This window comes from Nesterenkonia aerolata (assembly GCF_031470965.1).
Classification (GTDB): Bacteria; Actinomycetota; Actinomycetes; order Actinomycetales; family Micrococcaceae; genus Nesterenkonia; species Nesterenkonia aerolata.
Window position 1 is genome coordinate 108,334 of record NZ_JAVKGR010000005.1, and the last position, 13,459, is coordinate 121,792.

A 13,459-nucleotide genomic window follows, 5' to 3' on the forward strand; every position below is an offset into this window, starting at 1 on the left:
GGTCGTTACTGGCACCGCGACGCCGCAGTAACATCACCGGCGTACTTGCCCTTGTTGCTCGATGAATCTTGCTCTGGAGTCTCGCCCTGGAATCTTGCTCTGAAATCTTGCGTGGGACCCACCTCTGGGCCCACCCCTGGAGTGTGCTGCGGGGATGCAACGGCGGTGCAACCTCGCGAGGCATAGTCTCGGGCCAGTAGAGTGATCCACATCACTCTCGATTGTCGAGAACACCGTCAGCTGCACTCAGGGGAGATCCTGTGAGTCGACGCAGCTTTCCCAGGAAGGGAGTCACGATGACCGTCTACGCACAGCCCGGCACCGAAGGCGCCAAGGTCACTTTCAAGTCCCGGTACGACAACTGGATCGGTGGTGAGTGGGTCGCGCCGGTGAAGGGCCAGTACTTCGAGAACCCGTCACCGGTGAACGGCAAGGTCTTCACCGAGGTCGCACAGTCCACGGCCGAGGACATCGAGCTCGCCCTTGACGCCGCTCACAAGGCTGCTCCGGCCTGGGGAGCGACCTCACCGGCCGAACGTGGTCTGGTGCTCAGTCGGATCGCGGATCGCCTGGAGGAGAACCTGGAGACCTTGGCGGTGGCCGAGACCTGGGAGAACGGCAAGCCCATCCGGGAGTGCCTGGCGGCGGACATTCCTCTGGCGATCGATCACTTCCGCTACTTCGCCGGTGCCATCCGCACCCAGGAGGGCGGCATCTCGGAGATCGACGGGGACACTGTCGCCTATCACTTCCATGAGCCGCTGGGCGTGGTCGGCCAGATCATCCCGTGGAACTTCCCGCTGCTGATGGCCACCTGGAAGCTGGCTCCGGCACTGGCTGCCGGCAACGCCATCGTCATCAAGCCTGCGGAGCAGACCCCGACGTCGATCATGGTGCTGATCGAACTGATCGCTGACCTGCTGCCCGCCGGTGTGGTCAACGTGGTCAACGGCTTCGGCGCCGAGGCGGGAGCCCCGCTGGCCTCGAGCCCGCGGATCAGCAAGATCGCCTTCACCGGTGAGACCACCACCGGACGGCTGATCATGCAGTATGCCTCGCAGAACCTGATCCCGGTGACCCTGGAGCTCGGCGGCAAGAGCCCGAACATCTTCTTCGCCGACGTCGCTGAGCAGAAGGACTCCTTCTACGAGAAGGCGCTCGAAGGCTTCGCGATGTTCGCCCTGAACCAGGGAGAGGTCTGCACCTGCCCCTCACGTGCGCTCATCGATTCCTCGATCATCGACGGCTTCCTCGATGACGCCGTCGCCCGGACCAAGAAGGTGGTGCAGGGCAACCCGCTGGACACTGACACCCAGGTCGGGGCTCAGGCCTCGAACGACCAGCTTCAGAAGATCCTCTCCTACCTGGACATCGGGCGTCAGGAGGGTGCCGAGGTGCTCACCGGCGGCGAGCAGGTCGATCTTGGTGGAGACCTCTCGGAGGGCTTCTACGTGGCCCCGACGATCTTCCGCGGAAACAACTCCATGCGGATCTTCCAGGAGGAGATCTTCGGTCCGGTGGTCTCTGTCGCGGAGTTCTCCGGCTTCGATCAGGCCATGGAGATCGCCAACGACACGCTCTACGGACTCGGCTCCGGGGTGTGGTCCCGCAACGGCAACACGGCCTACCGGGCCGGCCGTGCGATCCAGGCCGGCCGAGTGTGGACCAACTGCTACCACCAGTACCCGGCCCATTCGGCCTTCGGCGGCTACAAGAACTCCGGTATCGGACGGGAGAACCACAAGATGATGCTGGATCACTACCAGCAGACGAAGAACCTGCTGGTCAGCTACTCTGAGGACCCCATGGGGCTGTTCTGATCGGCAGCAAGCCGGCAGCAGCCCAGACGAGGAGGTGATCGCGATGGCACAGAGGGTCGATGTCAGTGACGAGGCCGCGCAGCTGCTTCGTCAACTGCGCGAGACTCACGGACAGCCGCTGATGTTCCATCAGTCGGGCGGCTGCTGCGATGGCTCCGCCCCGATGTGCTACACGCAGGGGACCTTCATGACCGGACCGGCTGACGTCCTGCTGGGTGAACTGGAACCCGGCACGCCGGAGGCGGTCCCGGTATGGATCTCCAAAGCACAGTTCGAGTACTGGTCCCATACGCACATCACCATCGATGTGGTGCCGGGCCGCGGGGCCGGGTTCTCCATCGAGGGGCCGACCGGAAATCGGTTCGTCATCCGCTCGAGGCTGTTCACCGATGAGGAGTCGGCTGCGCTGGCTCCGGTGACCACCGGCTGAGGCTCCCTCTGAGTCTCTGCGTCACCTGAGGCAGAGTTCAGCGGCGAAAGGGATCAGCCGGAAGAGATCCGTGAGAGGTCCGTGTCCCGCCCCCAGTCCGGGGACGGGACACGGACCTCTTTCTGTGGGCCGTCGGCCCGCAGGTCCCAGGCCCGCAGCGCCTGAATGCTCACGGCGCGAGGCCCGGTACGACGCACTGTGCCTTCGACGAGCATCAGCTGGGCGGTGAAGAGGATCTCGCCGGCGTGTTCTTGGGCCTCCTCGAAGAAGGCGACGTCGGCACAGCCGGTTCCATCGTCGAGACTGATGAACACCACTCTGCGCCCGCTGGCCATCGGTGGTGTCTGAGTCGCCACGCGGATCCCCGCGACACGGACCACCATTCCGCTGCGCAGCCGCTGCAGGTCCTCGGCGTAGGTCACCCGGTGCTGAGCCAGGGCCTCCCGGTGGTTCTCCATCACATGAGCGGTGACGTCGATACCGGTCAATGCCAGCTCATCACTGACCACCTCGGAACTCTTCGGAGCAGGATGCTCAAGCGGCATGACCGGCAGCTGGAGGTCTCCCAAGGGCAGCGGCAGCTGCCCGGCGGCATGCCGGGGCTGCCGGGCAGAGGGCGCGGAGTGTGGAGGACGTGTAGAGAGCTGGTGGTTGAGGTAAGTGCCGAGGCGCCGGAGTCCGAAGCCGCAGGGGCTGACGCTGTCATCTGCTCGACCAGGGCCACTACGTCTCCACGGCGAGATAAGCGCTCCTGCTGAGACGGCGTTGTGAGGAAGCAGTCCAAGGCACCGACCTTCGCCAAGGCCCGCAACGTCGGACGCCGGGGGCGGGCACGATCCCGGAAATCGGCCAACGAGTCATAGGGTTGGCCGGCCACGATCCGCGTCAGCTCAGCCTGACTCATTCCTTTCAGACTGGTCAGTGCCATCCGAATGCCAAACCGCTGTCTCCCCATAGGCAGCTCGGCCCATCGGCTCTTCTTCTGCCCCTGCGCTGTACCTGACTCATCGAGTGCTTCTAACCGGTAATGACCGCTGGAGCGGTTGACGTCCATCGGCAGCAGCGCGACACCCATTCGTCGGGCTTCGGCGATGAGCAGCCGCAGCGGATACATTCCCGGATCATGTTCGAAGAGTCCCGCAAGGAAAGCCTCCGGATGATGTACCTTCAACCAGGCTGATTCGAAAGTCGGCACGGCGAAGGCCGCTCCGTGGGCCTTGCAGAACCCGAAGGACCCGAAGGAGTGCAGGATGTTCCAGACCTCATCGATCACCTCTGCCGAATAGTTCCGCCTCTGCGCCCGACGGCGGAACTTGTCTTCTACGGAGCCTTCCCGAGCAGTGCCCAGGGCACGTCGGAACTCATCGGCGACGTCCAGGCCGCAGCCAGTCATGGTGTCGAAGATCCGCAGCACCTGTTCGTGGTAGACCGTGACGCCATAGGTCTCTGCCAGGATCGGAGTCAGATCAGGGTGCGGAGTCCGCATCGCGGTGAAACCATGCCGTCGCTCGAGATAGGGAGTCACCATGCCCGATTCCATCGGGCCGGGACGGAAGAGCGAGCTATCGAGGATCAGGTCCTCGAGGCTCTCCGGGACCAGTTTGCCGACCAGTTCCCGCTGCCCAGGGGATTCGATCTGGAAGCAGCCCAGAGTCTCAGTGGAACGGATCATCTGGTAGGTCGGCGGGTCAGAGGTGTCCAGGGAGTCCAGCTCGATGCGTTCCCCGGTGGTCCGATGCACCTCCTGAAGCGCATAGGAGATCGTGGACTGCATCCGCACGCCGAGCACATCGAGCTTGAGGAAGCCCATCGGGTCCATGTCATGCTTATCGAACTGGCTCATCGGAAGCCCCGTCACCCCGGAGGGCTGGGTGGGTGTGAGGTCCAGCAGCCGCTGATCGCCCAGAATGATCCCGCAGGGGTGGGTGGAGATATGCCGCGGCAGCCGATCCAGACGCTCGGTGAGGTCCACCAGCAGGTCCAGCTGCTGACGTCCGGCAGCACGTTCGGATTCCAACTGTGCGGCAAGGCCGCGCAGCTCGGGTTTCTCCGTGAGAGCTTCACGGAACTGCTCAGCAGGGAAACGCCACATCATCTCGGCGATCTGGTCGATCTGTTCGCCGGGTAGCCCCAGGGCCAGCCCGGCATCACGGACTGCTCCACGGATGCGATAGCTGTTCTGCATGCTCATCAGCGTGGTCCGTTCCGCGCCGAAGCGGTCGAAGATGCTCCGATAGACCTCATGACGGCGGGCAGATTCGATGTCGAGATCGATGTCCGGCAGGGTGGACCGCCGCTCGGAGAGGAACCTCTCGAAGACCAGACCATGACGGATCGGATCGACCTGGGAGATCCGCAGCAGATAGTTCACCAGGGAAGAGGCCCCTGAACCACGGGCAGCGACCCGTACGTCGAGGTCTTCGATCATATCCACGACTTCAGCGACGGTGAGGAAATAACTGGAGAACCCGAGTCTTCTGATGGTTCCCAGCTCGTGGTCCAACCGATGACGCAGGTCGGCCGCCGCTGTCGTATTTTCCCCGGATCCGCCCGGGGCGAGCGTGGGAAAGCGCAGGGCCAGTCCAGTTTCACAGCGTTGGGCCAACTCACGGGAGGGGTTGCCGGCGGCCCCTTCCTTCCCGAGTCCGATGATCCGAGTTTCGGGGACCTTCGGCGTTCCGTAGCTCATGTCTCTGGAGGGATCCAAAGCACAGTCCTCAGCCAGACGCCGGGTGTTCTCCACCAGTCCGGCTGCTGCGGTGCGGGTATGGGCCGAAGTCGAACAGATCTCCTCGGCGATCCGTGCCATCGCAGCGGCAGGTTTCAACCAGCCCTGTCCATTGGGCTGCAAGGTCTGTGTGCTCTGCATACTGGAGAGGACCCGGACAGCGTCGAGCACATCGATAGTGGCCGCGTCCTCCTCGCTGGCGAAACGGACCATATTCGTCAGCACCGGAGTGATGCCGCAGTCTTCGGCGATGCTGAGCATCCGGGCGGCATGGGAGGTGGACAGCGCCTCACCGGGAGGTGCGAGATGAGAGACCACCTCTACTCGCAGCGCCTGCTGGCCCAGGAGTCTCCGCCATTGGAGGAGCAGCTGACGGGCCTCAGCGTAGTGACGGGCGGCTGCGGCCCGGCCGACGTCGCTCTGAGGGCCGAGCAGCACATACAGCTGTGGCTCATGGCCTCCGACCAGCTCCGTAAGTTTCTCCCATCTCAGCTGTGGGGACGTCTGGGGATTTGCAGGCTGTGCTGTACCGGCATGGGCGGCCGAGACCGCCCGGCACAGAGCGGCGTACCCGGAGGAACTGCCGCGTCCGAGCAGCACGATTCGGCCGGTGAGAGGGGCCGCGACCGCCAGATCTGTTCCGAGGATGGGCCAGAGGCCGTAGCGTCGGCAGGCTGAGACATGTTTGATCGCACCGTAGAGGCCATCACGGCCCGTGCAGGCCAACATCTCTGCGCCGTCCTGTGCTGCCGCACGAACCAGCTCCTCCGGACGGCTGGCTCCGTAGTGTGCACTGTAGGCAGAGGCGACGTGCAAATGGACGAAACTCATGGGTGACGATCCCTGGAAAGCATTGAGAACGATCTGTATGAAGCTCGTGGGCCAGAGTTCAGTGGACCCGCAGCAATCGCCACCGGCCTGAGGTCAGATGCCGACTCACATCCAGGGTGTAGATCTCCGGCGTGGGGGATTCCGTGCTGTGGGACTGGTCCGCGGCGTCCTCGGCAGCAGGGGAGTCAGCAGCAGGGGACTCGGCAGTGCCGAGACCGACCTCGATGGGGCCATCTCCCTGGATCTGCACTCGCCAGATCTCGTGATCGACTACGCCACGGCGGCCTCGTTCGGCCCGGGGTTCCTCCAGCCACCAGCGGCGTCGTTCGAACCAACGCACCGCAGGGGCTATGACGCTGTGCCACTGCTGCTGCCAGAACAGACGCACCGGCACCCCGGCGGCCTCACATTCCACCTGAAGCGGTGCCGTCAACGGTGAGCCCTGTGGTGTGCCCCGCTGCGTGCCTGACGGTGGGTTCACTGGTGGACGTGCTGGCCCGCGCGAGAGATGTGCAGGAGCAGCCGACGCACTCATCAGCCCTGCCTGAGCTGAATGCTGTTCTCGCGCATATTCGCGGGCTCGTTTCGGAGGAGTCAGGCGCACTGCCCCGCGGGCAGAGACTCCGGGGAGCGTAGGGGTGGTGGGGGTGTTCATCAGCTCGACTCCCTCTCGTCGGCCCCTCTACGGGGAGGAGCCCGGGTGTAGGTGTTCGCCGACGATGGGAAGAGCTTGACGACGGAGTCCGCCCGCGCCCTGCCCTCACATCGTAGTTCGAACATACTTTCGAAGACAAGGAGGAGCTTACGGGGGACCTCTGACATCATCACGGCAGCTCAATCCACCCAGCGCAGCGAGCTCACCTCATACAGGCTCAGCCCAGACCGGCGTGCCGTCGTGTACGGCGGGAGGCCTGTGCAGAGAACTGCGGAAGCCAGCGTGCCAGTGCGGCAGAGGCCAAGGGGCCCATCGACGCAGTGACCAGCACGCCTGCGGCCAAGGAGCCCAGAGCGGCACCGGCGGAGAGGAGCAGCGGGCCGATGGCCAGCCCGCTGTCCTGCATCAGACGCCACAGTCCCAAGAACTGCGGTCGGGCATCAGCGGGAGCGACGTCGGCCCCTACGGTCATCAGGATTCCGGAGCCCAGGCCGTTGCCCAGTCCGATCAGCATCGCCACCAGTGTCATCTGACCCGCGGTGGAGGTCAGCGGCAGTGCTGCTGTGGCGGCGCCCAGCATCAGCATGGCCGGTGCGGCGAGCCACAGCCGGCCGAAATGGTCCATGATCTTGCCCGCCGGGTAGAACATCAGGACATCGATACCTCCGGCGATGCCGAAGATCAGGGAGATCGTCGTCGGGTCCATGCCGATGTGCTCGCCCCACAGGGGGATCACCTGCTGACGGGCGCCGCGCAGACAGCCGATCAGTACGACGGCGGCTCCCAAAGTGGCGAAGAGCCGCCGTTGAGAGACGAAGACCTCACGCAGGCTTCGGCGCGCCGCAGTGTTCTCGGAGCCCTGATGCTCACCGGCGCCATCGCCGCCGTCGGCTGTCTTAGCGGCACCGACCCCGGAGAACGCGACCACCAGGCCCGCCAGCACAGCCGTCGCCAAGGCCACGAGGAAGACCACACGCAGCTCTCCGCTGTGGATGACCAGCGCCCCGAGGAAGGGGCCCAGAAACTGTCCCAGACGCATCGCTCCACCTAACGTGGAGAGCACCCGCGCCCGGTGCGCGAGCGGCGTCACCTCCGTCAGATAGGAAGGCCGGGCCAGCTGAAACACGGAGTTGGCGGCACCGACGAGCAGGATCGCCCCACCCAGAGTCAGCGGGGAGGGGGCCGCAGCAGCAGCGAGGAAACCCAGCGCTGCGGCGAAGGCGGCGAGGAGCATCGCCGCCCGGTCGCCGATCTTCGCCGCCAACGCTCCGGCAGGGACATCGGCGATGATCTGACCCACCGGCAGCATCGCGGCGACCACACCAGCCATCGCGAGAGAAGCTCCCTGACCGACCGCGTAGGGAGCGATGATCGGCAGCATTGCGCCTACTCCCAGGCTGAATACGAAGGAGGGCACGAGCCCGCCGAAGACCACTGTGCGCAGCGGGAACAGCCTGGTGGGACGAGGATCGCTCACACCCACACCCTAGGACATCGCCTGAACCGCCTGCGCAGCCTGCACCGTCTGCCCGAAAGTCCCGCGGCGCTTCAGGTGATGAGCGCGCTGCCCAGAATGCCACTGGTCAGCCCCGCAGATGCCATAGGCTGGAGACCATGAGTTCACCGGCCGAACGATACGCCCAGGCACGGCGCCGCCAGGCAGAGGCCGCGACTGAGCTGGGAGCCTTCAGGCACCAGCAGGCCTTTGATCTCGATGAGTTTCAGCTGCAGGCCTGCCGCCACTTGGAGGCCGGCAAGACGGTCCTCGTCGCCGCACCGACCGGAGCGGGCAAGACGATCGTCGGGGAGTTCGCCGTCCACCTGGGGATCGCAGCAGGCCGGAAGACCTTCTACACCACCCCGATCAAGGCCCTGTCCAATCAGAAGTATCAGCAGCTGGTCCAGGAGTACGGGTCCGAGAAGGTGGGGCTGCTCACCGGAGACACTGCGGTCAACGGTGAGGCGCAGATCGTGGTGATGACCACTGAAGTGCTGCGCAATATGCTCTACGCCGACGCCGAGCCGCTGCGCGACCTGGGCTTCGTGGTGATGGATGAGGTCCACTATCTTGCAGACCGTTTCCGCGGAGCAGTCTGGGAAGAAGTCATCATCCACCTGCCCGAGCATGTGCAGCTCGCCGCTCTCTCAGCCACCGTCTCCAACGCCGAGGAGTTCGGTGCCTGGCTCGACACCGTCCGCGGGGAGACCGCCGTGGTGGTCTCCGAGCATCGCCCGGTACCGCTGTGGCAGCATATGTACGTTGATCGCGGAATCCATGACCTCTTCATCACCGAAAGCGAGAACCCCCGGGGCGGCTCCGCATCCGGGCGCAGGATCGACGAGGCCGCCGCCGATCCGGACAGCCTCGTAGTCAACCCCGAACTGCAACGGCTGGCACACCGCCACCAGGCCCCGCCATCTCGCCGTTCCGGAGGTCACCGCTCTCGTGGTCGCGGCCGCCGAGACGGCCACGGCGCAGGTGGCCGCAGCGGCGGCCGCGCAGCCGAGGTCTCCGGGGTCTCCGGATCTCCCCAGGGCCGGCGGGTGAACCGCCCGCAGCTGATCCGTGGGCTGGACCGAGAAGGTCTGCTGCCCTGCATCACCTTCATCTTCTCTCGAGCCGGCTGCGAGGCCGCCGTCGAGCAGTGTCTGCAGGCTGATCTGCGGCTGACCACACGAGAAGAGGCTGAGGAGATCGCCTCCCGGGTCGAGGTCGTAGGCTGGGAGCTGCCCGCCGAGGACCTCTCAGTGCTCGGCTTCGAGAGTTTCCGCGAAGCGCTGGTCCACGGGGTGGCCGCCCATCACGCCGGACTGCTGCCGCCGTTCAAAGAACTTGTGGAGGAGCTCTTCGCCGAAGGGCTGCTCAAGGTCGTATTCGCCACCGAGACCCTGGCCTTGGGCATCAATATGCCAGCACGGACCGTGGTGATGGAGAAGCTGGACAAATTCAATGGGGAGAAGCACGTCGACATCACCCCCGGGGAATTCACCCAGCTGACCGGCCGCGCCGGACGCCGCGGCATCGACGTCGAAGGCCACGCGGTGGTGGTCTGTCAACCGGGGATGGATCCCAGGCAGGTGGCAGGCCTGGCCTCCAAGCGCACTTATCCGCTGAACTCGAGCTTCCGCCCCAGCTACAACATGGCGGTCAACCTCACGGCCCAGTTCGGCACTGCGCGTTCCCGTACGATCCTGGAGTCCTCCTTCGCCCAGTTCCAAGCCGACCGCTCTGTGGTCGGCTTGGCGCGTGAAGTCTCCCAGCGGGAGTCCTCGCTGCGTGGATATGAGCAGTCGATGCAGTGCCATCTGGGCGACTTCGGCGAATACGCCGCACTGCGGCGTCGACTCAATGCGATGCAGAAGGACCAGGCCAAGGCCAAGAACCGGCAGCGCCGTCGGGAGTTGGTCCGCATCCTGGCAGCACTGCGCCCCGGGGACATCATCGAGGTCGCCGGTGGGCGGCGTCGTCTGCGCGAGTGTCTGGTGGTCCACAGCGCACCTGAACATGACCCGCGTCCGGGAGTCATCACCGCTGAGGGGCAGCTGCGCAAGCTCACCGTCGAGGATCTGGCTCAGCCGCCGGAGGTGCTCAGCACTATCCGGCTGCCGCGGAAGCCTCAGGTGAAAGTTCCCCGCGTCAGGAAGGACCTGGCCTCCTCCATGCGCGCCGCGCTGAAGGACCGCACTCCTCCACGTGAAGATGCCCCCAGCCCCGGTTTCGGCTTCGTCGAAGAAGCCACCGAGGATGTTGAGGCGCTGGAGACTCAGCTGCGCCGGCACCCGTGCCACAGCTGCTCAGATCGGGAGGAGCATGCCCGCTGGGCTGAGCGGTGGTGGAAGCTTCGGCGTGAGACCGATCAGCTGCGTGCCCGCATCGACCGCCGTACCGGTTCCATCGCGAAGACCTTTGACCGGATCTGCGCCGTTCTGACCGAGACTGGGCATCTGGAGCACATCACCGAAGATGCCGACACCGGTGAGAGTGCTCTGGTCATCACGGATCGTGGTCAGCGATTGCGCCGGATCTACGGCGAACGCGACCTGTTCACCGAGATCCTGCAGGAACGCGGCATCCTCGGCAGACTCACCGCTGCTGAACTGGCGGCCTTCAGCACTGCCTTGGTCTATCAGGCCAAACGGGAGGACGAAGGAGCGATGCCGTCGATGCCGACTCGCGCCGTCGCCGAAGGGGTCCAGGCCGCGGTGGAGATTCACCAGGATCTCGAATCGCGGGAGAAGCGCCATCATCTCGATCCCACACCGGCCCCTGAGCTGGGGCTGATCCCGCCGATGTATGCCTGGGCCAGTGGGCAGAACCTGCGCCGCTCCCTGGAGGATTCGCCCTTGGCAGCCGGTGACTTCGTCCGGTGGGCGCGTCAGTGCATCGACGTGCTGGACCAGCTCGGCCGCGCGCCCCACACCGCGGCTAAACTGGCTGACCGGTGCCGTGAGGCCGTGGAGCTGATCGGTCGGGGAGTGGTGGCCTACTCCAGTGTCTCCGGGCTGTGGGCCGAGGAACGCGCCGATGACGACGCCGCACATGATGATCAGGTCCATGACGACCTAACGCATGACGAGACTGTCAGTGATGAAAGGGATGAGGCGCATGACTGAACACGAGGGCCCGCACCTGCTGACCAATGTCACAGTGCACAGCACCGCCGAGCCCTATGCCGAGGCGATGATCGTCGAGGACGGACTCGTCTCCTGGGTGGGGTCGGAGGAGACCGCCGGCCGTCTGCGTGATGAGCGGTTCCTCATCGAAGATGCTGAGGCGGCCCTGGCGACTCCGGCATTCTTCGGCTGGCTCCGGCGTCATGCCCAGAGCTCCGCGAAGGACCTGATCGATGCGCTCAACCAGGCGGCGCAGCGGGGGATCGGCACCGTACGCGTGGTGTTCACCGGGTTCTCCCCGGATGATCTGAAGAACACTGCGGCACTGCTGCAGGCCGTTGAGGAGCACCCGTTGAGCGTCCATCCGGTGCTGGAGCTCGATGCCTTACAGTGCGGCGATTCGACTTCGGGGGAGCGGCTGACCGAGGCGGCTGCGCAGCTGGAGAAACAGTACTCCGGGCCGCCGCTGGCCATCGGTCTGCCCGCTGAGGTGTGGGATGGTGACGCAGCGGCCGAGACGATAGGCCCTTTCGCCGCAGCGGCCGCGCAGGCTGCTCAGCAGCTGGTGCTCTGCCTGCCGCAGGCCACAGAACCCTCCGTCGTCGTGGAGACTGTGCTCACCGTGCGTCGCGGACTGCTCGACTTGGGAAGCAGCACTCCACCGGCAGACCGCCCCACAGTGCTCTACGGGTTCGACGCCGCTGACCTCCATGTCTGGGAATCCCTGATCGGTGCCGGTGTCCACGTCGTGCTCATCGGTGAGGGGCACCTGGCCTTGGCGCTGCGAGCCGGTGTGCCCACCAGCGTCGCACCGGCCGAAGGGCACGAACCCTGGTCCGTGGTCTCCGCATACGTGCACCGGGAGGAGGATCCTGTCTCTGTGCGCGCAGCCTTCAACGCTCAGGTGCGTGGTGCTCACCGGATGGTCTCCGGGCTCCCGGCAGGTCACCTGAACCCCGGCTCTGCGGCGACCTACGCGCTTTGGGAGGTCGACTCCCTGGCAGTCCAAACCCCGGACAGCAGGACGGCGGCATGGAGCACAGATGCCCGGGCCAGGACCCCGCTGTTGCCGTACTTGGACGGTGAGACTCTGCCACGGCACCTGCGCACTGTGGTCAACGGCATAGGCGTCAGCGCCGCGGCATCTGCCTCGACCACTGAGGCGCCAGAGCGCCTATCCTGAAGACGGGCGACGCGCCCAGTGAGAAGACCCTGACCTGAAGGGACGGACGGCACGCTGTGAAGATCCTGACGATCATCCCTACCTATGACGAGATTGATGCGCTGCCGGTGACGGTACGGCGCCTGCGCGCGGCCGTGCCGGAGTCCGATGTGCTCATCGTCGATGACAACAGTCCCGACGGCACCGGTCAGCTGGCCGAGCGGATGCACGCCGACGACGACCAGATCCATGTGCTGCACCGCACGGCGAAGAACGGACTGGGCGGGGCGTATATCGCGGGGTTCCGCTGGGGCCTGGAGCGCGGCTACGACGTGCTGGTCGAGCTCGATGCCGACGGCTCGCATCAGCCGGAGCAGCTGCCTGAGCTTCTCGCCGTCATCGATGAGGCACACCTGGTCATCGGCTCCCGCTGGGTGCCCGGAGGCTCTGTGGTGAACTGGCCGATCCACCGAGAGATCATCTCCCGGCTGGGCAGTCTGTACTCACGGACACTGCTGGGACTGAAGGTTCGCGATATCACCGCCGGATTCCGAGCCTTCCGTGCGGAGACCCTGCAAGAGATCGATTTCGACACAATTGAGTCTGTCGGCTACGGATTCCAGGTGGATATGACCTTCCGGGTGGCGCGGCACGGCCGAGTCATCCGGGAGGTGCCAATCACCTTCAAGGAAAGAGAGCTCGGGGACTCGAAGATGAGCGGTGACATCGTCCTCGAAGCCATGGCCAATGTCACCAAATGGGGGCTCGGCGCGCGCCTGGCCAAGCTGCAGAAGCGGTGGGGGAGGCGCAGTTGATGCTCTCCGGACTCCATGCCTTTCCGCTCACACCCTTCGTCGATGATGCTCCTGATGAGTTGAGTTTCGGCAGGCTCATCACTCAGTTGGCGCAGGCGGATGTGGACGGCATCACCGTTTTGGGGTCCACGGGCTCCTACGCCTATCTCGATCGGGACCAGCGGCGGCGCCTGATCCGCACTGCGGTGGAGCGCTGTGGCACCGTGCCGGTCGCAGTGGGCATCGGAGCACTGAGCACCTCAGCGGTGCTGGAGCATCTCGCTGATGCGCAGGAGGCCGGTGTCCAGGCGGTGCTGCTGGCTCCGTTGACCTATCAACCGCTGAACGACGAGGAGGTCTTCGACCTTTTCGCCGCGGTCTGTTCCTCCTCCGACGTCCCCGTCGTCGTCTAGCGCATGTCGGGC

At 65.2% G+C, this 13,459-nt stretch carries 10 protein-coding genes; 6 read left to right on the top strand and 4 right to left on the bottom strand.

The window, feature by feature from the left end; all coding sequences use genetic code 11:
* The first annotated feature begins 296 nt into the window (after nt 1-296).
* Together exaC and RIL96_RS06350 are read left to right on the top strand one after the other, a co-directional pair.
* Nucleotides 297-1,820, top strand: coding sequence for an acetaldehyde dehydrogenase ExaC (gene exaC / locus RIL96_RS06345; RefSeq protein WP_310548173.1), 1,524 nt, complete (start codon nt 297-299; stop codon nt 1,818-1,820).
* Nucleotides 1,821-1,863: 43 nt separating this feature from the next.
* Nucleotides 1,864-2,250 (top strand): DUF779 domain-containing protein, encoded by a 387-nt coding sequence (locus tag RIL96_RS06350; protein WP_310548174.1) that lies wholly within the window; start codon nt 1,864-1,866, stop codon nt 2,248-2,250.
* Nucleotides 2,251-2,303: 53 nt separating this feature from the next.
* Here RIL96_RS06350 and RIL96_RS06355 read toward each other — a convergent pair whose 3' ends face one another.
* The 4 genes from RIL96_RS06355 to RIL96_RS06370 form a co-directional block, all read right to left on the bottom strand.
* Nucleotides 2,304-2,759: an OB-fold nucleic acid binding domain-containing protein gene (locus RIL96_RS06355; protein WP_310548175.1), complete on the bottom strand. Its 456-nt coding sequence runs from the start codon at nt 2,757-2,759 to the stop codon at nt 2,304-2,306.
* On the bottom strand, nt 2,735-5,809 hold the full coding sequence (gene dnaE, locus RIL96_RS06360; RefSeq protein WP_310548176.1) for a DNA polymerase III subunit alpha: 3,075 nt from the start codon (nt 5,807-5,809) through the stop codon (nt 2,735-2,737). The genes RIL96_RS06355 and dnaE overlap by 25 nt, the downstream gene beginning before the upstream one ends.
* A gap of 58 nt (nt 5,810-5,867) precedes the next feature.
* Nucleotides 5,868-6,242: a hypothetical protein gene (locus tag RIL96_RS06365; protein WP_374761858.1), complete on the bottom strand. Its 375-nt coding sequence runs from the start codon at nt 6,240-6,242 to the stop codon at nt 5,868-5,870.
* 439 nt (nt 6,243-6,681) lie between these two features.
* A complete protein-coding gene (locus RIL96_RS06370; protein ID WP_310548177.1) occupies nt 6,682-7,941 on the bottom strand; it encodes an MFS transporter in 1,260 nt (419 codons plus the stop codon).
* A 137-nt stretch (nt 7,942-8,078) separates the two neighbouring features.
* On the opposite strand from RIL96_RS06370, the gene RIL96_RS06375 reads away from it, so the two are divergent.
* Genes RIL96_RS06375 through RIL96_RS06390 form a run of 4 tightly spaced genes read left to right on the top strand, consistent with a single transcriptional unit; the run spans nt 8,079 to nt 13,447 of the window.
* The gene (locus RIL96_RS06375) at nt 8,079-11,078 is read left to right on the top strand and encodes a DEAD/DEAH box helicase (protein WP_310548178.1); all 3,000 of its coding nucleotides are present in this window, start codon (nt 8,079-8,081) and stop codon (nt 11,076-11,078) included.
* Nucleotides 11,071-12,261, top strand: a complete 1,191-nt coding sequence (locus RIL96_RS06380) for an amidohydrolase family protein (RefSeq protein WP_310548179.1) — start codon at nt 11,071-11,073, stop codon at nt 12,259-12,261. The genes RIL96_RS06375 and RIL96_RS06380 overlap by 8 nt, the downstream gene beginning before the upstream one ends.
* Nucleotides 12,262-12,317: 56 nt before the next feature.
* Entirely contained in the window at nt 12,318-13,055 is a 738-nt protein-coding gene (locus tag RIL96_RS06385) for a polyprenol monophosphomannose synthase (RefSeq protein WP_310548180.1), read from the top strand.
* Complete coding sequence (locus RIL96_RS06390) at nt 13,055-13,447, top strand: dihydrodipicolinate synthase family protein (protein ID WP_310548181.1); 393 nt, start codon at nt 13,055-13,057, stop codon at nt 13,445-13,447. Before RIL96_RS06385 ends, RIL96_RS06390 begins: the two co-directional genes overlap by 1 nt.
* Nucleotides 13,448-13,459 lie beyond the last annotated feature (12 nt).